This window comes from Sphaerotilus sulfidivorans (genome assembly GCF_013426975.1).
Taxonomy (GTDB): Bacteria; Pseudomonadota; Gammaproteobacteria; order Burkholderiales; family Burkholderiaceae_C; genus Sphaerotilus; species Sphaerotilus sulfidivorans.
Genome location: NZ_JACCPY010000003.1, coordinates 75,829 through 98,808, shown reverse-complemented (window position 1 = coordinate 98,808; position 22,980 = coordinate 75,829). Strand labels below are relative to the sequence as shown.

Here is a 22,980-nt window from a genome sequence, read left to right as displayed (position 1 = left end):
GTGAGCGGGGTCGGCCTGGGGCAAGATCACGCCCCATGCGCTTCGATCTGGTCACGCTCAATCTGGTGCTTGCCATCGCGGAGACGCGCAGCATCACGCGCGGGGCCGAGCGCGAGCATCTGGCGCTGGCGGCCGCGAGCAAGCGGCTGAGCGATCTGGAGACGCGTCTGGGCGTGCAGCTGTTCGAGCGGCGCGCGCGCGGCGTCGAGCCGACCGCCGCCGGGCTGGCGCTGATCCGCCACATCCGCAGCCTGCATGCCTCGCTGCACGCGATGGAGGAGGAGGTCGCCGAGTTCTCGCGCGGCATCCGCGGCCATCTGCGCATCGTCGCCAACGCCTCGGCGATCGCCGAATGCCTGCCGCCGGACCTGGCGGCCTTCTCGCGCGCGCATCCCGAGATCCGCATCAGCCTGGAGGACCAGACCAGCGCGGAGCTGCAGCGCTCGGTCGCGGAAGGCGCCGCCGATGTCGGCATCTTCGTGCCGCCGCTGCTGGAGCCGGCGCGGCTGCAGACCTGGCCCTACCGCGACGGCACGCTGGTGCTGATCACGCCGGCCGGCCATGCGCTGGGCCGGCAGGCCGCGGTGCGCTTCGCCGATCTGCTCGAGCATGACTTCATCGGCCAGCACACGGGTGCGGCGCTGCAGCAGATGCTGCTGGCGCAGGCCACCGAGCTGGGTCGCCCCTTGCGCGCGCGCATGCAGGTGCGCGGCTTCGACGCGATCGCGCAGCTGGTCGAGGCCGGGCTGGGCATCGCGCTGATGCCCTCGGCGGTCGCGCAGCGCCTGGCGCGGCTGTTCCGGCTCGAGATCGTCGCGCTGGACGAGCCCTGGGCGCGGCGCGACTACCGGGTCGGCGTGCGCGCGCAGGAGGTGCTGCCGGCGGTCGTGCGCCGCTTCGTCGAGTTCCTCTGTCCGGCGGCCTTCGTGTCGGCGGACGAGCCGTCCCTGTCCCTCTTGCCCCCCTCATTTCCCTCATCCCCCACCGAGAACCCGTCATGACCGGACGCACCCTCTACGACAAGCTCTGGGACGAACATGTCGTCCACACCGAGGAAGACGGCACCGCCATCCTCTACATCGACCGCCATCTGGTGCACGAGGTGACCAGCCCGCAGGCCTTCGAGGGCCTGCGCCTGGCCGGGCGCAAGCTCTGGCGCGTCAGCTCGGTGGTCGCCACCGCCGACCACAACACCCCGACCGACGGCTGGGAGCTGGGCTACGACGGCATCAAGGACCCGATCTCGCGCCAGCAGATCGTCACGCTGGATGCCAACATCAAGGAATTCGGCTCGGCTGCCTATTTCCCCTTCATGGACAGCCGCCAGGGCATCGTGCATGTGATGGGCCCGGAGCAGGGCGCCACGCTGCCGGGCATGACGGTGGTCTGCGGCGACAGCCACACCTCGACGCACGGCGCCTTCGGTGCGCTGGCGCACGGCATCGGCACCTCCGAGGTCGAGCATGTCATGGCCACCCAGACGCTGCTGGCCAAGAAGGCGAAGAACATGCTGGTGAAGGTCGACGGTCAGGTCGCGCCCGGCATCACCGCCAAGGACATCGTGCTGGCCATCATCGGCCGCATCGGCACCGCCGGCGGCACCGGCTACACCATCGAGTTCGGCGGCGCGGCGATCCGCGCGCTGAGCATCGAGGGCCGCATGACGGTCTGCAACATGGCGATCGAGGCGGGCGCGCGCGCCGGCCTGGTCGCGGTCGACGACAAGACCATCGAGTACGTCAAGGGCCGCCCCTTCGCGCCGACCGGGCCGGAATGGGATCTGGCCGTGTCGCACTGGCGCACGCTGCATTCGGACGCCGATGCGGTGTTCGATGCGGTGGTCGAGCTGGATGCCGCGCAGATCGTGCCGCAGGTCACCTGGGGCACCAGCCCGGAAATGGTCACCGGCGTCGATGCGCGCGTGCCCGATCCCGAGAAGGAGCGCGATCCGGTCAAGCGCGACGCGATGGAGCGCGCGCTGAAGTACATGGCGCTCGAGCCCAACAAGGCGATGTCGGACATCCATGTCGACCAGGTCTTCATCGGCTCGTGCACCAACAGCCGCATCGAGGACATGCGGGAAGCCGCGGCGGTCGTGCGCCGTCTGGGCAAGCGGGTGGCGGCCAACGTCAGGCGCGCGCTGGTGGTGCCGGGCTCGGGTCTGGTGAAGGCGCAGGCCGAGGCCGAAGGGCTGGACCAGGTCTTCAAGGCCGCCGGCTTCGAGTGGCGCGAGCCGGGCTGCTCGATGTGCCTGGCGATGAACGCCGACCGCCTGGAGCCGGGCGAGCGCTGCGCCTCGACCAGCAACCGCAACTTCGAGGGCCGTCAGGGCGCCGGTGGCCGCACCCACCTGGTCAGCCCGGCGATGGCCGCCGCGGCCGCGCTGGAAGGCCGCTTCGTCGACATCCGCTCGATCGCCTGAGCAAAAGACGCCTGAGAACACACGCACCATGCAAGCCTTCACCGTTCACCAGGGCCTGGTGGCCCCGATGGATCGCGACAACGTCGACACCGACGCGATCATCCCCAAGCAGTTCCTGAAATCGATCCAGCGCAGCGGCTTCGGCCCGAACCTGTTCGACGAGTGGCGCTACCTCGACCAGCCGGGCCAGCCCGGCGTGCCGGAGTCGGCCCGCCAGCCCAACCCCGACTTCGTGCTGAACCAGCCGCGCTACAAGGGCGCCTCGGTGCTGCTGGCGCGCAAGAACTTCGGCTGCGGCTCCAGCCGCGAGCACGCGCCGTGGGCGCTTGAGCAGTTCGGATTCCGCGCCATCATCGCGCCGAGCTTCGCCGACATCTTCTTCAGCAACTGTTTCAAGAACGGCCTGCTGCCGATCGCGCTGCCGGAGTCGGTGGTCGCGCAGCTCTTCGACGAGGTCTTCGCCTTTCCCGGCTACCAGCTGACCGTCGATCTGCCGCGCCAGGTCATCGTCAAGCCGGACGGCACCGAGATCGCCTTCGACGTGCAGCCCTTCCGCAAGTACTGCCTGGTCAACGGCTTCGACGACATCGGCCTGACGCTGCGCCAGAAGGACAAGATCCAGGCCTTCGAGGCCGAGCGTCTGGCCCGCATGCCCTGGCTGGCGCACCGCCAGGTCGGCTGAGCCGCCGTCCCCGTTCCTGTCTTTCGCGTCCTTCCCGTCTTTCCGAGATTCACCATGACCCACAAGATTGCAGTCCTGCCCGGTGACGGCATCGGCACCGAGATCGTCGCCGAGGCCGTCAAGGTCCTGAACGTGCTCGAGCTGCCGCTCGAGATGGAGACCGCACCGGTCGGCGGCGCCGCCTATGAAGTCGCCGGCCATCCGCTGCCCGAGTCGACGCTGAAGCTGGCCCAGGATTCCGACGCCATCCTGTTCGGCGCCGTCGGCGACTGGAAGTACGACACGCTCGAGCGCCGCCTGCGCCCCGAGCAGGCCATCCTGGGCCTGCGCAAGGCGCTGGGCCTGTTTGCCAACTTCCGCCCGGCCATCTGCTACGAGCAGCTCGTCGGCGCCTCGAGCCTGAAGCCCGAGCTGATCGCCGGCCTGGACATCCTGATCATCCGCGAGCTCACCGGCGACATCTACTTCGGCCAGCCGCGCGGTCGCCGCGTCGCCACCGACGGCCACTTCCCCGGCGCCGAGGAAGCCTTCGACACGATGCGCTACAGCCGCCCGGAGATCGAGCGCATCGCGCACGTCGCCTTCCAGGCCGCGCGCAAGCGCTCGAAGAAGGTCACCTCGGTCGACAAGGCCAATGTGCTGGAGACCTTCCAGTTCTGGAAGGACGTGGTCACCGAGGTGCATCAGCAGTATCCGGATGTCGAGCTCGAGCACATGTATGTCGACAACGCCGCGATGCAGCTGGTCAAGGCGCCGAAGAAGTTCGACGTGCTCTTCACCGGCAACATGTTCGGCGACATCCTGTCGGACGAGGCGGCGATGCTGACCGGCTCGATCGGCATGCTGCCCTCGGCGTCGCTCAATGCCAACGGTCAGGGCCTGTACGAGCCCAGCCATGGCAGCGCGCCCGACATCGCCGGCAAGGGCGTGGCCAATCCTCTGGCTACAATCCTGTCCGCTGCCATGATGCTTCGTTTCTCCCTCAACCAGCCTGAAGCGGCCGACCGGATCGAGTCGGCTGTTCGCGCTGTGCTGGCCGCCGGCCTGCGCACGCCGGACATCTGGTCGGAGGGAACGACGCGGGTGGGCACGCGCGAGATGGGTGACGCCGTGGTCGCGGCGATCACCGGCAAAGGCATTACCAAGAGCTGACCGCTCCGCCTCGTCTCGCCTGTTCCTCCCTCAACCCCGGCGAAGCGAGCCGGGGAGGGTCGGGACACCACTCGTCAAACGGCGCCAGGAAAGCGCCACGGAAAGGGCAAGAAAATGAAACTCGTCGGATTGGTCGGATGGCGCGGCATGGTCGGCTCCGTCCTGATGGATCGCATGCAGGCCGAGGGCGACTTCGGCCTGATCGAGCCGCTGTTCTTCTCGACCTCGAACGCCGGCGGTGCCGCGCCGTCGATGGCCAGGAACGAGACCAAGCTGCAGGACGCCTACGACATCGAGGCCCTGAAGCGCTGCGAGATCATCATCACCGCGCAGGGCGGCGACTACACCACCGAGGTGTTTCCGAAGCTGCGCGCGGCCGGCTGGAACGGCCACTGGATCGACGCGGCCTCCACGCTGCGCATGAAGGATGACGCGGTCATCATTCTCGACCCGGTCAACATGCCGGTGATCAAGGACGCACTGGCCAAGGGCGGCAGGAACTGGGTCGGCGGCAACTGCACCGTCAGCTGCATGCTGATGGGCGTGGGCGCGCTCTACAAGGCCGGTCTGGTCGAGTGGATGTCGACGCAGACCTACCAGGCCGCCTCGGGCGGCGGCGCGCAGCACATGCGCGAGCTGCTGACGCAGTACGGCACGCTGAACGCCGAGGTCAAGTCGCTGCTCGACGATCCGAAGAGCGCCATTCTCGAGATCGACCGCCAGATCATCGCCAAGCAGCGCGCGCTGACCCCGGCCGAGACCGCCAACTTCGGCGTGCCGCTGGGCGGCTCGCTGATCCCGTGGATCGACAAGGATCTGGGCAACGGTCAGTCCAAGGAAGAGTGGAAGGGCATGGCCGAGACCAACAAGATCCTGGGTCTGGGTGAAGGCTTCGGCTCGGCGCCGATTCCGGTGGACGGCTTCTGCGTGCGCATCGGCGCGATGCGCTGCCACTCGCAGGCCCTGACCTTCAAGCTGAAGAAGGACGTGCCGACCGCGGACATCGAGGCGATGATCGCCGCCGACAACGAGTGGGTGAAGGTGGTGCCGAACACCCGCGAGGCCACCATCCGTGACCTGACCCCGGTGGCCACGACCGGCACGCTGACCATTCCGGTCGGCCGCATCCGCAAGCTGGCGATGGGTCCCGAGTACGTCGGCGCCTTCACCATCGGCGACCAGCTGCTGTGGGGTGCGGCCGAGCCGCTGCGCCGCATGCTGCGCATCCTGCTCGACGCCTGATCCGTTATCCTGCTCCCCGATCCGCAAAATGTGCGGATGTCCGTTGCCCTCGGGCAACGGGCCTGCGCAGGGTCAATTGCACGCCAAGCGATCGTGCGAGAAGCTCCGAATGTCAGGCAGAGCATGAGCTTGTCTTTGTATCTGCTTGATGTTATTGTATTTTCGGATATTTGAGCGGGCAAAGCCCGTATTGACTGGTGCGAAAGACGGAGAGGATCCGGGGTTCGCAGCTTGGGAGACGCCTTGAAAACCGAGACGAAGCGCACCGGGCGTTTGGCTCTGAAACAGATCGCGGCCGCTGCCGCCATGATGGCGATCATCGGCACGATGACGCCGGCCTCGGCGCTCAGCCTCGGACGGCTCAGCGTCCAGTCGGCATTGGGCGAGACCCTGAAGGCCGACATCGATGTCACCAGCCTGACGCCTGACGAGGCCGCCAACCTGCGGGTGAAGGTCGCGCCGCCGGATGCCTATCGCATCGCCGGCGTCGACTACAACCCGGTGCTGCCGTCGACCTCGGTCACGCTGCAGCGTCGCGCCGATGGCACGCCCTTCCTGCGCATCACCAGCGATCGTCCGGTCCAGGAGCCGTTCGTCGACGTGATTCTCGAGCTGTCGTGGTCGAGCGGCCGCCTGCTGCGCGAATACACGCTGCTGTTCGATCCGCCGTCGACCGCCAAGGTGCCGGCCCCGACCACGCCGGCGGCGATCGCCGCTGCGCCGGCGCCTGCACGTGCTTCGCGCGCCGAGCCGGCCCAGGCCCCTGCGACGGCTGCCGCAGACGCTGCATCGCGTGCGGAAGCGCGTCGTGCTGCGGCGGCCTCCGCTGCTGCGGACGCCGCCTCCAAGGCCGCCGCCCGTCGTGCCGCAGCGCCTGCGCCCACGCCTTCACCGGCTCCTTCGAGCGATTCCGCCCAGACGGCCGAGGGCAGTCAGTACACCGTGCGTGCGGGTGACACCCTGTCGGGCATCGCGACCAAGCTGCAGGTGTCCGGCGTCTCGCTCGACCAGATGCTGGTCGGCCTGTACCAGGGCAACAGCCAGGCCTTTGCCGGCAACAACATGAACCGCCTGCGTGCTGGTGCGGTGCTGAACGTGCCGAGCCAGGACAAGCTGGCCAGCATCGACGAACGCCAGGCCCGCCGCACGATCCTGGCCCAGAGCGCCAACTTCAACGCCTACCGTCAGCGCCTGGCCTCGGCCGTGCCTGAGCAGACCCGCGCGCCTGAGTCCTCGCGCAAGGCCAGCGGCGATGTCAAGGCCGGCGTCGAAGTCCGTACCGGCACTGAAAATCAGCCGAAGGATGCGCTGAAGATCGTTCCCGGCGCTCCTGCCAAGTCGGCTGCCGCAGCGGCCGACGAGAAGGTGATCAAGGATCGGGCCAACCAAGATCTTGCAGGCCGCCGTGCCGAAGCCGAGCGTAACCGCGCCGACCTTGAAAAGGTGCTGGCAGCTTCCGGTGTGAAGCCGGGTGCCAGTGCGCCGGGCGCCGTGCTGCCGGCACCGGTCGTCAGCGCGGCCTCCGCGCCGGCCGTCAAGGCTTCCGAGGCGATCGCCGCGGTCACCGCACCGCCGCAGGTGGCCTCCGAGCCTCTGATCGCGCCGCCGCCGGCTTCCGCACCTGCCGTGGCCGCCAGCATGCCCGAGGCACCGCCGGTCGCCGCCTCGCGTCCGCCGCTGCCGATGGATCCGGTCACCGCGGAAGAGCCTTCGCTGCTCGATTCGCTGTCCGAGAACCCGCTGCTGCTGCCGGGCGCCGGCCTGATCCTGGCGATCCTGGCCGGCCTGGGCTACTACCGCCTGCGTGGCCGCGGCAAGGACGAGGCGGGTGTCACCTCCTTCCTCGAGAGCCGGATGCAGCCGGACTCCTTCTTCGGCGCCAGCGGTGGCCAGCGAGTCGACACCCGTGATGCGGCAGCCTCCGGCTCGCCGTCGTCGATGAGCTACTCGCTGAGCCAGATCGACGCGATCGGCGATGTCGATCCGGTTGCCGAGGCCGATGTCTACCTGGCCTACGGCCGCGACCTGCAGGCCGAGGAAATCCTGAAGGAGGCGATGCGCGCCAATCCGGAGCGCCTGGCCATCCGCACCAAGCTGCTCGAGGTCTACGCCAAGCGTCGTGACACCAAGGGCTACGAGATGCTCGCCGGCGAGCTCTACGGCCTGACCGGCGGTCAGGGCGAGGACTGGCTGCGTGCCCAGGAGCTCGGTCGCTCGATCGATCCCGAGAATCCGCTGTACGAGCCGGGCGGTCAGCCGGGCGCCGATCTGGCCGGCAACCTGCCGCGCGAGCCGCTCGGTGCCAGCACGATGCCGCAGTCGGTGGTGCCGTCGCCGTCGCGCTTCGGCACGGCAGTGGGGTTGGGTGCTGCCGGCGTGGCGGGTGCTGCCGCTGCGGCTTCGGTGCCGGACCTGGATCTGGATGCGATCGTCGACACGCCGGCGCCGTCCTTCGCCGCGCCCCGGGTGGCTGCACCGGCCGTCGACGAGGTCGATCTGGACATCTCGCTGCCGGCGCCGATGGATAATCTGCCCTCGGTGGCGGGGGGTTATGTCAGCGCCGCGGACGCCAGCTTCGTCGACAGCCGCCAGCCTGATGCCGGCCCGGACTCGGGCAGCGGCATGATCGACTTCGAGCTGCACGACCTGCCCGACATCTCCGAGCCGACCCTGTCGGCGGCGGCCGCGACCAGCGCCTCGAAGGTCGACTTCGACGGCCTGTCGCTCGACTTCGACCTGAACCCGACGCAGTCGCCTGCGCCGGACTCGATCGTCGACGAGTATCCGGTGCTGCTCGATGGCAGCGAGGACGACGGCGATCCGCTCGCCCGCAAGGTCGATCTCGCCAAGGAGTTCCTCGACTTCGGCGACAAGGAGTCGGCCCGCGACATGCTGCAGGACGTCATCGAGAAGACCGACAGTGCCGAGCTGAAGGCCCGCGCGCAGTCGATGCTCGACGGTCTGGCGTGATCGCCCGGTTCCAGTCCGCCTCCTTTCCCGTGCAGGGAACGACGCCTTGCGCATCGCGCTAGGCGTCACCTACCGTGGCAGCGCCTATCACGGCTGGCAGAGCCAGCCCGGCGGCGCCACGGTCCAGGATCATCTGGAATCGGCGCTGTCGCAGTTCGCGGCCGCGCCGATCCACACCGTCTGTGCCGGTCGCACCGACACCGGGGTGCATGGCCTGAATCAGGTCGTGCATTTCGACACCGACCGGGTGCGCGAACCTTTCTCCTGGCTGCGCGGCACCAACCGCTACCTGCCCGCCGACATCGCGGTGCAGTGGTGCCGCACCGTGCCGGACGACTTCCATGCCCGCAACCATGCGCGCGGGCGGCGCTATGCCTACATCCTGCTCGAGTCGCCGATGCGGCCGTCGATCGACGCCGGCTCGGTGGGCTGGTCCTTCCGCCGGCTCGACGGCGAGGCGATGTGCGAGGCCGCGGCGCACCTGATCGGCGAGCACGACTTCTCGGCCTTCCGCTCCTCGGAATGCCAGGCGGCCTCGCCGGTCAAGCTGATGCGCGAGATCGGCGTGCGACGCTGCGGTGCCTACTGGCGCTTCGACTTCGAGGCGGTGGCCTTCCTGCACCACATGATCCGCAACATCATGGGCTGCATGGTCGCCGTCGGCAGCGGCAACCGGCCCAGCGGCTGGATGGCCGAGGTGCTGGCCTCGCGCGACCGTGACTGCGCCGCGCCGACCTTCTCCCCGGACGGGCTGTATTTCCTCGGTCCCCGCTACGATGCGCACCTCGGGCTGCCGATGCGCACCGCGGGCTTCGACGTGCTGCCCGGCGCAGCCGACGACGGCCTGCCTGCGGCCTGAGTCCGAAGCCGGCCGCCTGCGCGGTCGGTCTGCAGCCTGTCCTGTTCCCGTTCCTGAGTCTTCCCGAATCTGCCGAGCCTTCGATGCCAGCCTTTCTGTCCCGCGCCGCGCGCACGCGCATCAAGATCTGCGGCCTGACCCGCGAAGCCGATGTCGATGCCGCGGTCGAGGCCGGTGCGGACGCGGTCGGCTTCGTGCTCTGGTCGGGCAGCGCCCGTCATGTGACGCTGGCCCGCGCGGCCGAACTGGCGCGGCGCCTGCCGCCCTTCGTGATGCCGGTCGGGCTGTTCGTCAATGCCACGCCGCCGGAGATCGATGCGGCCTGCACCGCCATTCCGAACCTGCTGCTGCAGTTTCACGGAGATGAAACTCCTGCGCAGTGCGACGCCGCCAGCACCGGCCGGCGCCCCTACATGCGGGCGGCGCGGATGAAGCCCGGCTTCGATTTGTTAGACTTTGCACAGTCTTATCCCAATGCCCAGGCCATCCTGCTCGACGCGCATGTCGAAGGCTATGGCGGAGGCGGAAAGGTCTTCGATTGGTCTCTCGTTCCGTCCGGCGTGCTCCGTCCGGTCGTTTTGTCTGGTGGGTTGAGTCCTGCCAACGTGATCGATGGCGTGCTTCGCGTGCGGCCCTGGGCCGTTGACGTGAGTTCCGGCGTCGAGGTCGGCAAGGGTCTGAAAGATGCCGAGCTGATGCGCCGGTTCTGCGAAGCCGTCCGCGAGGCCGACGCACGCCGTGCCGACGCCGACCGCGGCGAGTGATTCCCGAGATTTCCGAGATCTTCCTGTCTTCACCGGATTCCCGACCATGTTCCAGTACGACCAGCCCGATGCCCGCGGGCATTTCGGCATCTACGGCGGCAGCTTCGTTGCCGAGACGCTGAGCCACGCCCTCGACGAGCTGCGCCAGGCCTACGACCGCTACCGCGACGACGCCGAGTTCCTCGCCGAGTTCCGCCGCGAGCTCAAGCACTTCGTCGGCCGCCCGAGCCCCGTCTACCACGCCGCGCGCATGAGCCGCGAGATGGGCGGCGCGCAGATCTTCCTCAAGCGCGAGGACCTCAATCACACCGGCGCGCACAAGATCAACAACGTCATCGGCCAGGCGCTGCTGGCCCGGCGCATGGGCAAGCCGCGCGTGATCGCCGAGACCGGCGCCGGCCAGCACGGCGTGGCCACCGCGACGATCTGCGCCCGCTACGGCCTGGAGTGCGTCGTCTACATGGGCGCCGAGGATGTGAAGCGCCAGAGCCCGAACGTCTATCGCATGCACCTGCTCGGCGCCAAGGTGGTGCCGGTCGAGTCGGGCAGCAAGACGCTCAAGGACGCGCTGAACGAGGCGATGCGCGACTGGGTCACCAACGTCGAGAACACCTTCTACATCATCGGCACGGTCGCGGGTCCGCACCCGTACCCGGCGATGGTGCGCGACTTCCAGAGCATCATCGGCCAGGAATGCCTGGCGCAGATGCCCGAGATGATCGCCGAGCTGGGCGGCGGCGCCGAGCGCCAGCCCGACGCGGTGGTCGCCTGCGTGGGCGGCGGCTCGAACGCCATGGGCATCTTCTATCCCTACATCCCGCATGAGGCCACGCGCCTGATCGGCGTCGAGGCGGCGGGCGAGGGCATGGACACGAACAGGCATTCCGCCTCGCTGCAGCTGGGCAAGCCGGGCGTGCTGCATGGCAACCGCACCTACATCCTGCAGGACGCCAACGGCCAGATCACCGAGACGCACTCCGTCTCCGCCGGTCTGGACTATCCCGGCGTCGGCCCGGAGCATGCCTACCTGAAGGACATCGGCCGCGCCGAGTACGTCGGCATCACCGACCGGGAAGCGCTCGAGGCCTTCCACTACCTCTGCCGCACCGAGGGCATCATCCCGGCGCTGGAATCCAGCCATGCGGTCGCCTACGCGATGAAGCTGGCCAGGACGATGCGCCCGGACCAGCACATCCTCGTCAACCTCTCGGGGCGTGGCGACAAGGACATCGGCACGGTCGCCGACCTGTCGGGCGCCGAGTTCTACTGCCGCCCGTCGTGCCGCGGCCTGTCCGTCAAGGGCCAGATCAACGGAGGCGCCCAGTGAGCCGCATCCAGACCACCTTCGCCCGCCTGGCCGCCGAAGGCCGCAAGGCCCTGATTCCCTACGTCACCGCGGGTGATCCGTACGCCGACGTCACGGTCGAGCTGATGCACGCGATGGTCGCCGCCGGCGCCGACGTCATCGAGCTGGGCGTGCCCTTCTCCGATCCGATGGCCGACGGCCCGGTGATCCAGCGCGCCAGCGAGCGTGCGCTGCTCAAGGGCATCTCGACCGCCGACGTGCTGGCGATGGTGCGCACCTTCCGCCAGGACGACGCCAGCACGCCGGTCGTGCTGATGGGCTACGCCAATCCGGTCGAGTGCTTCGGGCCCGACCGCTTCGTCGACGAGGCAAAGGCGGCCGGCGTCGACGGCGTGCTGATCGTCGACTACCCGCCGCAGGAGTGCGAGGCCTTCGCCGCCCGCCTGCGTGCGGCCGACATGGACGCGATCTTCCTGCTGGCGCCGACCTCGACGGACGCGCGCATGCAGGAGGTCGGCCGCATCGCGACCGGCTATGTCTACTACGTGTCGCTCAAGGGCGTGACCGGTGCCGGTCACCTCGACACCGCGGCGGTGGCGGCGATGGTGCCGCGCATCCGTGCCGCGGTGAACGTGCCGGTCGGCGTCGGCTTCGGCATCCGCGATGCCGCCACGGCGGTGGCGGTCGCGCAGGTGTCCGATGCGGTCGTCATCGGCTCCCGTATCATCCAGCTGATCGAGAACGAGCCGCGCGAGCGGGTGCCGGGCGTTGCCGCCGGCTTCCTGCGCGAGATCCGCGCGGCCCTCGACACGCTGCAACTGCAAGCTTCATCCGCAGGAGAATCCGCATGAGTTGGCTCGACAAGCTGCTGCCCCCGAAGATCCAGCAGTCCCGGCCCAGCGAGCGCCGGGCCATGCCCGAAGGCCTCTGGGTCAAGTGCGACGCCTGCGAGACGGTCCTGTACAAGACCGATCTCGACGGCAATGTGAATGTCTGCCCGAAGTGCGGTCATCACCACCGCATCGGCGCGCGCGAGCGCCTGAACGCCTTTCTCGACGACGAAGGTCGCTACGAGGTGGCGCAGGAGGTGGTGCCGGTCGACGCGCTGAAGTTCAAGGACAGCAAGAAGTATCCGGACCGCATCAAGGAAGCGATGGAGGCCACCGGCGAGACCGATGCGCTGGTCGTGATGGGCGGCTCGGTGATGAGCATGCCGGTCGTGGCCGCGTGCTTCGAGTTCGACTTCATGGGTGGCTCGATGGGCTCGGTGGTCGGCGAGCGCTTCGCGCGCGGCGTCGAGACCGCGCTCGAGCAGAAGGTGCCCTTCATCTGCTTCACCGCCACCGGCGGCGCGCGCATGCAGGAAGGCCTGCTGTCGCTGATGCAGATGGCCAAGACCAACGCGGCGCTGACCCGCCTGGCCCGCGCCAGGCTGCCCTACATCAGCGTGCTGACCGACCCGACGATGGGCGGCGTGTCGGCTTCCTTCGCCTTCGTCGGCGATGTGGTCATCGCCGAGCCGAAGGCGCTGATCGGCTTTGCCGGCCCGCGCGTGATCGAGAACACCGTGCGCGAGAAGCTGCCCGAGGGCTTCCAGCGCTCCGAGTTCCTGCTGCAGAAGGGCGCGCTCGACATGATCGTCGACCGCCGCGAGCTGCGTCCGACCGTGGCCAAGCTGCTGGCGATGCTGCAGCGCCAGAGCGCCGACGCGGTGTCCTGATCGCCGCCGTCATGGCCTGTCGTCCGGGGGCGTCCGCGAGGCGCCCTCGGTCTTTTCCGAGTCTGCCTTCGAGACCTCCTCCGAGATCTCCTTCGAGATGATGACCCTTTCCGACTGGCTCGCCCACTGCGAGCGGCTGCATCCGTCGACGATCGAGCTGGGCCTGGAGCGTGTGCAGCGCGTGCGCGAGCAGCTTGGCCTGCGCTTCGAGGTGCCGGTGTTCACGGTGGCCGGGACCAACGGCAAGGGCTCGACCTGCGCGATGCTCGAATCCATCCTGATGCAGGCCGGCTACCGCACTGCGGTCTACGGCTCGCCGCATCTGGTGCGCTTCGAGGAGCGCATGCGCCTGAACGGCGAGGTGGTGGCCGCTGAGCTGCTGCTGCCGCATTTCGAGGCGGTCGAGGCGGCGCGCCTGGCCACCGGGCAGTCGCTGACCTATTTCGAGTTCACCACGCTGGCCATCCTGCGCGCGATGAGCGTGCAGTCGCTGGATGCGGTGATCCTGGAGGTGGGCCTGGGCGGGCGGCTCGACGCGGTCAACATCATCGACACCGACTGCGCGGTCATCACCAGCATCGATCTCGACCACATGGACTGGCTGGGGCCGGACCGCGAGGCGATCGGCCGCGAGAAGGCCGGCATCATGCGCCCGGGCCGTCCGGTGGTGGTCTCCGACCCGGTGCCGCCGCAGAGCGTGGTCGATCACGCCGAGGCGCTCGGCGCCGACCTCTGGCGCTTCGGCCGCGACTTCAACTATGCCGGCGACCGCCAGCAGTGGGGCTGGAGCGGGCGCGGGCGGCGCTGGAACGCGCTGGGCTATCCGGCGCTGCGCGGCGCCAACCAGCTGATCAATGCCGCGGGCGTGCTGGCAGCGCTGGAGGCGATGCGCTCGCGCCTGCCGGTGCCGGCGCAGGCCATCCGCAACGGCCTGGCGCTGGTGGAGCTGCCCGGGCGCTTCCAGGTGGTGCCGGGCCAGCCGACGCTGGTGCTCGACGTGGCCCACAACCCGCATGCGGCGGCGGTGCTGGCGCAGAACCTCGATCAGATGGGCTACTTCCCGCGCACCCACGCGGTGCTGGGCGCGATGGCCGACAAGGATCTGGCCGGGCTGGTCGCGCCGCTGCTGCCGCTGGTCGACACCTGGCATCTGTGCGCGCTCGACATCGGCCGTGCCGCCTCGCCCGAGCAGCTGCGCGCCGCGATCGAGACGGCGGTCGCGGCCCGGCCGGCGGATGCCGCACCGCTGCCGCCGCAGCGCATCGTGCTGCACGCCGATCCGGTCGCCGCCCTGGGACAATCCCTGAAGTCGGCCGACCCCACTGATAGAATCGTCGTCTTCGGATCGTTCCACACCGTCGGTGGAGTGCTGCAGAAGGGACTGCCGAGACTGGGTGCGGCCCATGTCGGGCCGGCTGCGGGTGCCCCGACCAAAGCGGCCTGACGGCTGAACCAGATGGGTCTTCTCTCCTCTCTCAAGCGCAAGTCGTCCGAGCCCGCTGCGCGCCGCCTGCCGCCGCAGGATCCGGCGCAGGTGGAGCTTCTGCGCACCCGGGCTCGCCGGCGCCTGATCGGCGTGGCGGTGCTGGTCGGGCTGGCGGTGGTGGCCCTGCCTTATGTCTTCGATGCGACGCCGCGTCCGGCCCGGCCGGAGCTGACGGTGCGCATGCCCGGCGAGCCCGCCGAGATCGTGATGCGCGAAGGCACGGCCGCCGGCCTGTCGCCGAGCGCCGAGGCGGCCAGTGCCGCGGCGCTGCAGTCGGCGGTTGCGGGATCGGCTGCCGCAGTCGCGGCCTCCCAGTCGCCAGGTCTGAGCGCGACGCAGATGGCAATGGCCGGCGCCGGCGTGGCCGCGGTCGGAGCCGCTGCCGGCATGGCGGTGGCCAAGGCGCCCAAGGACGACATCATCACCGAGCCGCGCGACGCGCAGGCCGAGGCCCGCGAACGCGAGCGCCAGAAGGCGGCTGCCGACAAGGCCGCAGCCGAAAAGGCGGAGCGGGCCGAGAAGGCGCGCCAGGAGCGCCTGCGGCTCGAGCGGGCCCGTGAAAAGGCGGAGAAGGAAAAGGCCGAAAAGGCCGAAAAGGCGGAAAAGGCCGAACGCGCAGAACGTGCTGAGCGGGCCGAGAAGGAGCGCCTGCGCCGTGAACGGGCCGAGAAGGCAGCGGCCGCAGAAAAGGCCGCCGCTGCCGAGAAGGCCCGCCGCGAGCGCGAGAAGGAAAAAGAGCGCGACGAGCGGCGCTATGTCGTCCAGGTCGGCTCCTTCTCGGAGGCTCGCACGGTGCGCGAGACGCGCCAGCGCGTCGAGGGCCTGGGCCTGAAGTCCTTCGAGCAGCATGTCGAGACCTCGTCCGGTCGGCGTACCCGTGTGCGCCTGGGGCCGTTCTCGACCAAGGAGGAGGCCGCGCGCGCCGCCTCGAAGCTCAAGGCTGCCGGCGTCAGTGCCGCGGTGCTGCCGCTCTGAGCGCGCCGCTGGACCGGGCCGCGCGGGCATGATGCTGCTGGAGGATCTGGGATGGATCGACCTGTCGATGCTGGCGGTGCTGCTGATGTCGGTCGTGGCCGGCGTGCTGCGCGGCCTGGTCAGCGAGCTGATGTCGCTGGCGGGCTGGTTCGTCGCCTGGCTGCTGTCCCAGGCCTGGGGCAGCGATGTGGCGCGGATGCTGCAGCCTCAGGCGGCCGACAGTCCGCTGGCACGACTGACCGGACTGGTGTTCTGCTTCATCGTCACGCTGCTGGCCTGGCGCCTGCTGTCCTGGCTGCTGCAGCAGCTGATCCAGGCCTCGCCGCTGGCGCCGCTGGACCGGCTGCTGGGCGCCGGCTTCGGGCTGCTGCGCGGCGTGCTGGTGCTGTGGGCGCTGGCGATGATGCTGTCGCTGACGCCGCTGGCGCGCCAGGACGCCTGGCAGGTCTCCAGCGGCATCGGCTGGATCGCGAAGGTCCACGGCTGGCTGGCGCCGTGGCTGCCGGGCGACTGGGGGCCGGCGGGCGTCTCGCCGCCGGCTGAGCCCGCCGCGCCGGTGTCCTGAAGCCCGGCGCCTGCAAGAATTCCCTCGGGAAGGGCGGTCCTGATCGCCCTTCCCGGACCTGTTTGTTGCTGAAGATGGAGTGAACGATGTGTGGCATCGTCGGGGTGATTTCCAAGTCGCCCGTCAACCAGTTGATCTATGACGCGCTGCTGCTGCTGCAGCACCGGGGCCAGGACGCGGCCGGCATCGTGACCGCGATGGGCACGAAGTTCTTCATGCACAAGGCCCGCGGCATGGTGCGCGACGTCTTCCGCACCCGCAACATGCGCGCGCTGCCGGGCACGCTCGGCCTGGGCCAGGTCCGCTATCCGACCGCGGGCAACGCCTACAGCGAGGAAGAGGCGCAGCCCTTCTACGTCAACGCGCCCTTCGGCGTGGTGCTGGTGCACAACGGCAACATCACCAACGCGCATGCGCTGAAGAAGGAGCTGTTCGACATCGACCGCCGCCACATCAACACCGAGAGCGACACCGAGGTGCTGATCAACGTGCTGGCGCATGAGCTCGAGCAGGCCGCGCGCGACCTGCCGCTGACGCACGAGGAGATCTTCAAGGCGGTCGCGGCGGTGCACCGCCGCGTCAAGGGCTCGTATGCGGTGATCGCGCTGATCGCCGGCTACGGCCTGCTGGCCTTCCGCGATCCGTTCGGCATCCGGCCGCTGTGCCTGGGCGCGTCCGAGACCGCCGAGGGCACCGACTGGATGGTCGCCAGCGAGTCGGTCACGCTGGAAGGCACCGGCCACCGCCTGGTGCGCGATGTCGAGCCCGGCGAGGCGGTCTTCATCTCGCTCGACGGCCAGCTGCACAGTCGCCAGTGCGCCGAGCGCCCGGTGCTCAACCCCTGCGTGTTCGAGTTCGTCTACCTGGCGCGCCCGGATTCGGTCATCGACGGCATCTCGGTCTACCACGCCCGCCTGAACATGGGCGAGACGCTGGCGCAGCGCGTCATCAACATGATGCCGCCCAGCGAGATCGACGTGGTCATCCCGATCCCCGAGTCCAGCCGTCCGGCGGCGATGCAGCTGGCGCAGAAGCTCGGCAAGCCCTACCGCGAGGGCTTCGTGAAGAACCGCTATGTCGGCCGCACCTTCATCATGCCGGGGCAGGGCGTGCGCAAGAAGAGCGTGCGCCAGAAGCTCAATGCCATCGGCATGGAGTTCAAGGGCCGCAACGTGCTGCTGGTCGACGACTCGATCGTGCGCGGCACCACCAGCCGCGAGATCGTGCAGATGGCCCGCGAGGCCGGCGCCAGCAAGGTCTTCATGGCCTCGGCCGCGCCGCCGGTGCGCTTCCCCAACGTCTACGGCATCGACATGCCGACCAAGACCGAGCTGATCGCGCACGGCCGCACGATGGACGAGATCCGCGACTACATCGGCTGCGACGCGCTGATCTACCAGGATGTCGACGCGATGAAGCGTGCGGTGCACGCGCTGCGCCCGGACCTGAAGGGCGTGGAGGCCTCGTGCTTCGACGGCCACTACATCACCGGCGACGTCTCGGCCGAGGACTTCGACGCCATCCAGACCCAGCGCGCCAGCCAGCCGCAGGACGAGGAGGGCGCCGAGCGCACCCGCCTGTCGCTGCAGAGCCCGTCGCAGTGAACCTGTCCGTCGCCTGATCCGGAGAGAACCGCATGACCGAGCCCAAGCGCCTGCCGCGCCTCGAGTTCGCCGACGATGTCCGGCTGGAGACGCTGGCCGTGCGCCAGGGCCTGCCGGCCACGCCGTGGGGCGAGAACTCGGAGGCGCTGTTCCTGACCAGCAGCTTCGTCCATCCTGACGCGGCCACCGCCGCGGCGCGCTTCGCGCAGGAGGAGGAGGCCTTCGTCTACAGCCGCTTCACCAACCCGACGACGATGATGATGGAGCGCCGCCTGGCGGCGCTGGAAGGCACCGAGGCCTGCATCGCCACCTCCAGCGGCATGGCGGCGATCATGCTGCTGGTCATGGGGCTGCTGAAGGCGGGCGACCATGTCATCTGCTCGCGCAGCGTGTTCGGCTCGACCATCAAGCTGCTGCAGGGCGAGTTCGGCAAGTTCGGTGTGCAGACCACCTTCGTGTCGCAGACCGATCCCGAGGCGTGGCGCGCGGCGCTGCGCCCCGAGACGAAGCTGCTGTTCGCCGAGACGCCGAGCAATCCGCTCACCGAGGTCTGCGACATCCGCGCGCTGGCCGACATCGCGCACGGCGCAGGCGCGCTGCTGGCGGTCGACAACTGCTTCTGCTCGCCGGCGCTGCAGCAGCCGGCCAGGCTGGGTGCCGACCTGATCATCCATTCGGGCACCAAGTACCTGGACGGCCAGGGCCGCGTCGTCGCCGGCGCGATCTGCGGGCCGGCGGCGCTGATCGACGGCCCCTTCATGAGCGTGATGCGCTCGGCTGGCATGTGCCTGTCGCCGTTCAATGCCTGGGTGGTGCTCAAGGGTCTGGAGACGCTCTCGATCCGCATGGAGGCGCAGGGCGCGCGCGCGCTGGCGCTGGCCGAGTGGCTGGAGGCGCAGCCGCAGGTCGCCCGCGTCTACTATCCCGGCCTGAAGTCGCACCCGCAGCATGCGCTGGCCATGGCGCAGCAGGGCGGCAACGGCGGCTCGGTGGTCAGCTTCGTCGCCCGCGGCGACACGCCCGAGGCCGCGCGCGCCAACGCCTTCGCGGTCATCGACGCGACCAGGATCTGCTCGATCACCTCGAACCTGGGCGACACCAAGACCACCATCACCCATCCGTCGAGCACCTCGCACGGCCGCCTGACCGAGGCGCAGCGCCTGGCCGCCGGCATCACGCAGGGCATGATCCGCGTGGCCGTCGGCCTCGAGCATGTCGACGACCTGAAGGCCGACCTCGCGCGCGGCCTGGCCCTGATCTGAGTTCCCCATGACCCAAGTCCGCACCCGTTTCGCACCGTCCCCGACCGGCTTCATCCACCTCGGCAACATCCGCTCGGCCCTCTATCCCTGGGCCTGGGCGCGTTCCCAGAAGGGCAGCCTGGTGCTGCGCATCGAGGACACCGATGTCGAGCGCTCGTCGCAGGAAGCCGTCGACGTGATCATCGAGAGCATGAAGTGGCTCGGCCTCGACCACGACGAGGGCCCGTTCTACCAGATGCAGCGCATGGACCGCTACAAGGCGGTCCTGGCTCAGCTGGTCGAGCAGGGCTGGGTCTATCCCTGCTACATGAGCACCACCGAGCTCGACGCGCTGCGCGAGCGCCAGATGGCCAGCAAGGAAAAGCCCCGCTACGACGGAACCTGGCGCCCGGAAGAGGGCAAGGTGCTCCCGCCGGTGCCCGAAGGCGTGAAGCCCGTGCTGCGCTTCAGGACGCCCCAGGGCGGCTCGGTGGTCTGGGAAGACAAGGTCAAGGGCCGCATCGAGATCAGCAACGACGAGCTCGACGATCTGGTCATCGCGCGCCCCGACGGCACGCCGACCTACAACTTCTGCGTCGTGGTCGACGACATCGACATGGACATCACCCATGTGATCCGCGGCGACGACCATGTCAACAACACGCCGCGCCAGATCCATGTCTTCCGCGCGCTTGGCAAGGAGCCGCCGGTCTACGCGCATCTGCCCACCGTGCTGAACGAGCAGGGCGAGAAGATGAGCAAGCGCCGCGGTGCCAAGCCGGTGACGCAGTACCGCGACGAGGGCTATCTGGCCGAGGCGGTCGTCAACTACCTGGCGCGTCTGGGCTGGAGCCACGGCGACGACGAGATCTTCAGCCGCGAGCAGCTGGTCGAGTGGTTCAACCTCGACCACCTCGGCCGCAGCGCCAGCCAGTTCGACGAGACCAAGATGCGCTGGGTGAACGCCCAGCACATGAAGCTGTGCGACAACGCGGTGCTGGCCGGCCTGGTGGCCGAGCAGCTCGGCCGGCGCGGCATCACGGCAGTGGCCGACGAGCGTCTGGCGGCGATGTGCGCGCTGTTCAAGGACCGCTGCAGCACCACGGTCGAGCTGGCCGACTGGCTGTCGATCTACTTCGTCGACGTGCAGCCTTCCGAGGCGGATCTGGCCCAGCACCTCAATGAAGTGTCGCGCCCGGCGCTGGTCCAGCTGCGCGACCGGCTGGCCGCGCTCGAGACCTGGGACGCCGCGGCGATCAACGCCGCCATCAAGGCCGTCATCGGCGAGCTGAAGATCAAGATGCCGCAGCTGGCCATCCCGCTGCGTGTCCTGGTGTGCGGCCGCGCCCAGACGCCGTCGGTCGATGCGGTCCTCGCGCTGTTCGAAAAAAATATTGTGCTGAAACGCTTGCAAAGCGTTTGAGTTCATCACATAATCTCATTCTCGCTTGAACGACGAGACGCCTGACGAAAGACAGCAAGCAATTGAAGTCCGGAGTCGACCAGTGATGGTCCTGAATGGGGGTATAGCTCAGCTGGGAGAGCGCTTGCATGGCATGCAAGAGGTCAGCGGTTCGATCCCGCTTACCTCCACCACAGCAAAGCGTTTCGAGATTCAAGTCGCGAAGGACACAGACCCCTTCGTCTAGAGGCCTAGGACACGACCCTTTCACGGTTGTAACAGGGGTTCGAATCCCCTAGGGGTCGCCAAGTTTGACGATACTTGGCCTGATCAATCAGGCGCTAAACGTCACCGACGCGGAGTGGTAGTTCAGTCGGTTAGAATACCGGCCTGTCACGCCGGGGGTCGCGGGTTCGAGTCCCGTCCACTCCGCCAAGAATTTCGTGATATCGATCTGTCCGATGACCCCTTCGTCTAGAGGCCTAGGACACGACCCTTTCACGGTTGTAACAGGGGTTCGAATCCCCTAGGGGTCGCCACTCATGATCCAGCTTCATGAGCGGCGATGCCGGCAGATCGATGCGATGCAGTACAAGTTTCCATGACGCTTGGGGCGCAAGCCTGAAGTCACGGACCGACGCGGAGTGGTAGTTCAGTCGGTTAGAATACCGGCCTGTCACGCCGGGGGTCGCGGGTTCGAGTCCCGTCCACTCCGCCAAAATTTGGGGGTATAGCTCAGCTGGGAGAGCGCTTGCATGGCATGCAAGAGGTCAGCGGTTCGATCCCGCTTACCTCCACCAAATTCTCTTTGACCCCTTCGTCTAGAGGCCTAGGACACGACCCTTTCACGGTTGTAACAGGGGTTCGAATCCCCTAGGGGTCGCCAAGTTTGACGATACTTGGCCTGAGCAATCAGGCGCTAAACGTCACCGACGCGGAGTGGTAGTTCAGTCGGTTAGAATACCGGCCTGTCACGCCGGGGGTCGCGGGTTCGAGTCCCGTCCACTCCGCCAAAATTCAGAAGCCTGTTCATGCAAGTGAACAGGCTTTTTCTTTTTACATTTTTCCATTGGCGCGTGATGCCTTCCGGCTTCTTCAGGGAAAACCAGGGACTCGGGGGTGGTGAGGAGCGTGGTGCTGCCTACAATGCCTGAGCTTTCTATCAACTCCGGGCCTGGCCCCGCTATCTCCATGCAAGTCACCGCTTCCGCCTTCAAGGCCTATGACATCCGCGGCATCGTCGGACAGGCGCTCGATGAGCAGTTCGCCGAGCATCTCGGCCGTGCCTTCGGCAGCGAGGCCGTCGCGCTCGGCGAGAAGGTGGTCGCGGTCGGCCGCGATGGTCGGGTGTCGGGTCCGTCGCTGAGCGCGGCGCTGATGCGCGGCCTGGCCGCCACCGGTCTGGACGTGATCGACCTCGGCGCGGTCACCACGCCGATGCTGTACTACGTCGCGGCCACCCGCGGCGAGATCGGCTGCCGCAGCGGCATCCAGGTCACCGGCAGCCACAACCCGAAGGACTACAACGGCTTCAAGATGGTGCTCGGTGGCGTGGCGATCCATGGCGAGTCGATCCAGCGCCTGCGTCAGCGCATGGAAGCCGAGAACTACTCGCTGGCCGCACAGCCGGGCACGATCGCGGCGCTGGACATCCTGCCTGAATACACCGCCCGCATCCTGGGTGACTGCAGGATCAGCCGGCCGCTGAAGATCGTCGTCGATTCGGGCAACGGCATTCCGGGCGCCTCGGCACCGGGCATCCTGAAGGCGATGGGCTGCGAGGTCATCGACCTGTACAGCCGCGTCGACGGCGACTTCCCCAACCACCATCCCGATCCGTCCAAGCCGGAGAACCTGGCCGACCTGATCAAGGTGGTCCGCGCGACCGAGGCCGACCTCGGTCTGGCCTTCGACGGCGACGGCGACCGCCTGGGCCTGATCACTGCCGACGGCCAGAACATCTTCCCGGACCGCCAGATCATGCTCTACGCGCAGGACATCCTGTCGCGCAACCCCGGCGCCACCATCATCTATGACGTGAAGTGCTCGCAGCGTCTGCCGCAGGCGATCCGCGAGGCGGGCGGCGTGCCGATGATGTGGAAGACCGGCCACTCGCTGGTCAAGGCCAAGCTGAAGGAGACGGGCGCGCCGATCGCCGGCGAGATGAGCGGCCACATCTTCTTCGGCGAGCGCTGGTACGGCTTCGACGACGCGATGTACACCGCCGCGCGCCTGCTGGAGATCCTGTCGCGCCATGCGGATCCGAGCGCGGTGCTCAACGCGCTGCCGACCAGCTACTCCACGCCGGAGCTCAATGTGCCGGTGCCGGCGGGCAACCAGCATGAGGTCGTGGCGCAACTGGTGGCGCAGGCCGACTTTCCCGGCGCCGAAATCGGTACCATCGACGGTCTGCGCGGCGACTATCCGGACGGCTTCGGCCTGATCCGCGCCTCGAACACCACGCCGGTGCTGGTGCTGCGGTTCGAGGGACACACGCCCGAAGCGCTGGAGCGCATCCAGCATGACTTCATGGCGGCGCTGCGCAAGGTGATGCCCGAGGCGGAGGTGCAGGCCGCGGCGCATTGATGCG

At 68.4% G+C, this 22,980-nt stretch carries 18 protein-coding genes and 8 tRNA genes; all 26 read left to right on the top strand.

What is annotated here, in order from left to right; all coding sequences use genetic code 11:
* Positions 1–35 precede the first annotated feature (35 nt).
* Complete coding sequence (locus HZU84_RS02665; protein ID WP_149503087.1) at positions 36–1,001, top strand: LysR family transcriptional regulator; 966 nt, start codon at positions 36–38, stop codon at positions 999–1,001.
* Entirely contained in the window at positions 998–2,422 is a 1,425-nt protein-coding gene (gene leuC, locus HZU84_RS02660; protein WP_149503088.1) for a 3-isopropylmalate dehydratase large subunit, read from the top strand. Before HZU84_RS02665 ends, leuC begins: the two co-directional genes overlap by 4 nt.
* Positions 2,423–2,450: 28 nt before the next feature.
* Positions 2,451–3,104, top strand: a complete 654-nt coding sequence (leuD, locus tag HZU84_RS02655; protein ID WP_149503089.1) for a 3-isopropylmalate dehydratase small subunit — start codon at positions 2,451–2,453, stop codon at positions 3,102–3,104.
* Between the two features lie 54 nt (positions 3,105–3,158).
* Positions 3,159–4,256: a 3-isopropylmalate dehydrogenase gene (leuB, locus tag HZU84_RS02650; protein WP_149503090.1), complete on the top strand. Its 1,098-nt coding sequence runs from the start codon at positions 3,159–3,161 to the stop codon at positions 4,254–4,256.
* A 114-nt stretch (positions 4,257–4,370) separates the two neighbouring features.
* Positions 4,371–5,498: an aspartate-semialdehyde dehydrogenase gene (asd, locus tag HZU84_RS02645; protein ID WP_149503091.1), complete on the top strand. Its 1,128-nt coding sequence runs from the start codon at positions 4,371–4,373 to the stop codon at positions 5,496–5,498.
* A gap of 306 nt (positions 5,499–5,804) precedes the next feature.
* On the top strand, positions 5,805–8,468 hold the full coding sequence (locus tag HZU84_RS02640; RefSeq protein ID WP_149503092.1) for a FimV/HubP family polar landmark protein: 2,664 nt from the start codon (positions 5,805–5,807) through the stop codon (positions 8,466–8,468).
* Between the two features lie 46 nt (positions 8,469–8,514).
* A complete protein-coding gene (gene truA / locus HZU84_RS02635; protein WP_149503093.1) occupies positions 8,515–9,327 on the top strand; it encodes a tRNA pseudouridine(38-40) synthase TruA in 813 nt (270 codons plus the stop codon).
* Positions 9,328–9,410: 83 nt separating this feature from the next.
* Positions 9,411–10,091: a phosphoribosylanthranilate isomerase gene (locus HZU84_RS02630; protein ID WP_149503094.1), complete on the top strand. Its 681-nt coding sequence runs from the start codon at positions 9,411–9,413 to the stop codon at positions 10,089–10,091.
* Between the two features lie 46 nt (positions 10,092–10,137).
* A complete protein-coding gene (gene trpB / locus HZU84_RS02625) occupies positions 10,138–11,418 on the top strand; it encodes a tryptophan synthase subunit beta (RefSeq protein WP_149503095.1) in 1,281 nt (426 codons plus the stop codon).
* Positions 11,415–12,248: a tryptophan synthase subunit alpha gene (gene trpA / locus HZU84_RS02620; protein ID WP_149503096.1), complete on the top strand. Its 834-nt coding sequence runs from the start codon at positions 11,415–11,417 to the stop codon at positions 12,246–12,248. The genes trpB and trpA overlap by 4 nt, the downstream gene beginning before the upstream one ends.
* Positions 12,245–13,117: an acetyl-CoA carboxylase, carboxyltransferase subunit beta gene (gene accD / locus HZU84_RS02615; RefSeq protein ID WP_149503097.1), complete on the top strand. Its 873-nt coding sequence runs from the start codon at positions 12,245–12,247 to the stop codon at positions 13,115–13,117. Before trpA ends, accD begins: the two co-directional genes overlap by 4 nt.
* Positions 13,118–13,214: 97 nt before the next feature.
* Positions 13,215–14,561, top strand: a complete 1,347-nt coding sequence (gene folC, locus HZU84_RS02610; protein ID WP_149503098.1) for a bifunctional tetrahydrofolate synthase/dihydrofolate synthase — start codon at positions 13,215–13,217, stop codon at positions 14,559–14,561.
* A 12-nt stretch (positions 14,562–14,573) separates the two neighbouring features.
* On the top strand, positions 14,574–15,578 hold the full coding sequence (locus tag HZU84_RS02605; protein WP_149503099.1) for an SPOR domain-containing protein: 1,005 nt from the start codon (positions 14,574–14,576) through the stop codon (positions 15,576–15,578).
* 28 nt (positions 15,579–15,606) lie between these two features.
* Positions 15,607–16,143 carry a CvpA family protein gene (locus HZU84_RS02600; protein ID WP_180692763.1) on the top strand — a complete coding sequence of 179 codons (537 nt, stop codon included), beginning with the start codon at positions 15,607–15,609 and terminating at the stop codon, positions 16,141–16,143.
* 86 nt (positions 16,144–16,229) lie between these two features.
* Positions 16,230–17,747, top strand: coding sequence for an amidophosphoribosyltransferase (gene purF / locus HZU84_RS02595; protein ID WP_149503101.1), 1,518 nt, complete (start codon positions 16,230–16,232; stop codon positions 17,745–17,747).
* Positions 17,748–17,779: 32 nt separating this feature from the next.
* Positions 17,780–19,009: an O-succinylhomoserine sulfhydrylase gene (locus HZU84_RS02590; protein ID WP_149503102.1), complete on the top strand. Its 1,230-nt coding sequence runs from the start codon at positions 17,780–17,782 to the stop codon at positions 19,007–19,009.
* Between the two features lie 7 nt (positions 19,010–19,016).
* Entirely contained in the window at positions 19,017–20,411 is a 1,395-nt protein-coding gene (gltX, locus tag HZU84_RS02585) for a glutamate--tRNA ligase (RefSeq protein ID WP_149503103.1), read from the top strand.
* A 97-nt stretch (positions 20,412–20,508) separates the two neighbouring features.
* A tRNA-Ala gene (locus tag HZU84_RS02580) sits at positions 20,509–20,584 on the top strand.
* A 38-nt stretch (positions 20,585–20,622) separates the two neighbouring features.
* Positions 20,623–20,698, top strand: a tRNA-Glu gene (locus tag HZU84_RS02575).
* A gap of 50 nt (positions 20,699–20,748) precedes the next feature.
* Positions 20,749–20,825, top strand: a tRNA-Asp gene (locus HZU84_RS02570).
* A 28-nt stretch (positions 20,826–20,853) separates the two neighbouring features.
* Positions 20,854–20,929: transfer RNA gene (locus tag HZU84_RS02565), tRNA-Glu, on the top strand.
* Between the two features lie 102 nt (positions 20,930–21,031).
* A tRNA-Asp gene (locus HZU84_RS02560) sits at positions 21,032–21,108 on the top strand.
* 6 nt (positions 21,109–21,114) lie between these two features.
* A tRNA-Ala gene (locus tag HZU84_RS02555) sits at positions 21,115–21,190 on the top strand.
* 10 nt (positions 21,191–21,200) lie between these two features.
* Positions 21,201–21,276: transfer RNA gene (locus tag HZU84_RS02550), tRNA-Glu, on the top strand.
* A 50-nt stretch (positions 21,277–21,326) separates the two neighbouring features.
* Positions 21,327–21,403 (top strand) — tRNA-Asp (locus tag HZU84_RS02545).
* 178 nt (positions 21,404–21,581) lie between these two features.
* Positions 21,582–22,976, top strand: coding sequence for a phosphomannomutase/phosphoglucomutase (locus HZU84_RS02540; RefSeq protein WP_149503104.1), 1,395 nt, complete (start codon positions 21,582–21,584; stop codon positions 22,974–22,976).
* The last annotated feature ends 4 nt before the right edge of the window (positions 22,977–22,980 follow it).

What these genes read in the sequence shown, in the direction of transcription:
- HZU84_RS02600 (WP_180692763.1), top strand. Translation starts at nt 15,607, where the DNA reads ATGATGCTGCTGGAGGATCTGGGATGGATCGACCTGTCGATGCTGGCG.
- purF (WP_149503101.1), top strand. Translation starts at nt 16,230, where the DNA reads ATGTGTGGCATCGTCGGGGTGATTTCCAAGTCGCCCGTCAACCAGTTG.
- trpB (WP_149503095.1), top strand. Translation starts at nt 10,138, where the DNA reads ATGTTCCAGTACGACCAGCCCGATGCCCGCGGGCATTTCGGCATCTAC.
- leuB (WP_149503090.1), top strand. Translation starts at nt 3,159, where the DNA reads ATGACCCACAAGATTGCAGTCCTGCCCGGTGACGGCATCGGCACCGAG.
- folC (WP_149503098.1), top strand. Translation starts at nt 13,215, where the DNA reads ATGATGACCCTTTCCGACTGGCTCGCCCACTGCGAGCGGCTGCATCCG.
- HZU84_RS02590 (WP_149503102.1), top strand. Translation starts at nt 17,780, where the DNA reads ATGACCGAGCCCAAGCGCCTGCCGCGCCTCGAGTTCGCCGACGATGTC.
- gltX (WP_149503103.1), top strand. Translation starts at nt 19,017, where the DNA reads ATGACCCAAGTCCGCACCCGTTTCGCACCGTCCCCGACCGGCTTCATC.
- accD (WP_149503097.1), top strand. Translation starts at nt 12,245, where the DNA reads ATGAGTTGGCTCGACAAGCTGCTGCCCCCGAAGATCCAGCAGTCCCGG.
- HZU84_RS02640 (WP_149503092.1), top strand. Translation starts at nt 5,805, where the DNA reads ATGATGGCGATCATCGGCACGATGACGCCGGCCTCGGCGCTCAGCCTC.
- HZU84_RS02540 (WP_149503104.1), top strand. Translation starts at nt 21,582, where the DNA reads ATGCAAGTCACCGCTTCCGCCTTCAAGGCCTATGACATCCGCGGCATC.
- asd (WP_149503091.1), top strand. Translation starts at nt 4,371, where the DNA reads ATGAAACTCGTCGGATTGGTCGGATGGCGCGGCATGGTCGGCTCCGTC.
- HZU84_RS02630 (WP_149503094.1), top strand. Translation starts at nt 9,411, where the DNA reads ATGCCAGCCTTTCTGTCCCGCGCCGCGCGCACGCGCATCAAGATCTGC.
- HZU84_RS02605 (WP_149503099.1), top strand. Translation starts at nt 14,574, where the DNA reads ATGGGTCTTCTCTCCTCTCTCAAGCGCAAGTCGTCCGAGCCCGCTGCG.
- leuC (WP_149503088.1), top strand. Translation starts at nt 998, where the DNA reads ATGACCGGACGCACCCTCTACGACAAGCTCTGGGACGAACATGTCGTC.
- leuD (WP_149503089.1), top strand. Translation starts at nt 2,451, where the DNA reads ATGCAAGCCTTCACCGTTCACCAGGGCCTGGTGGCCCCGATGGATCGC.
- HZU84_RS02665 (WP_149503087.1), top strand. Translation starts at nt 36, where the DNA reads ATGCGCTTCGATCTGGTCACGCTCAATCTGGTGCTTGCCATCGCGGAG.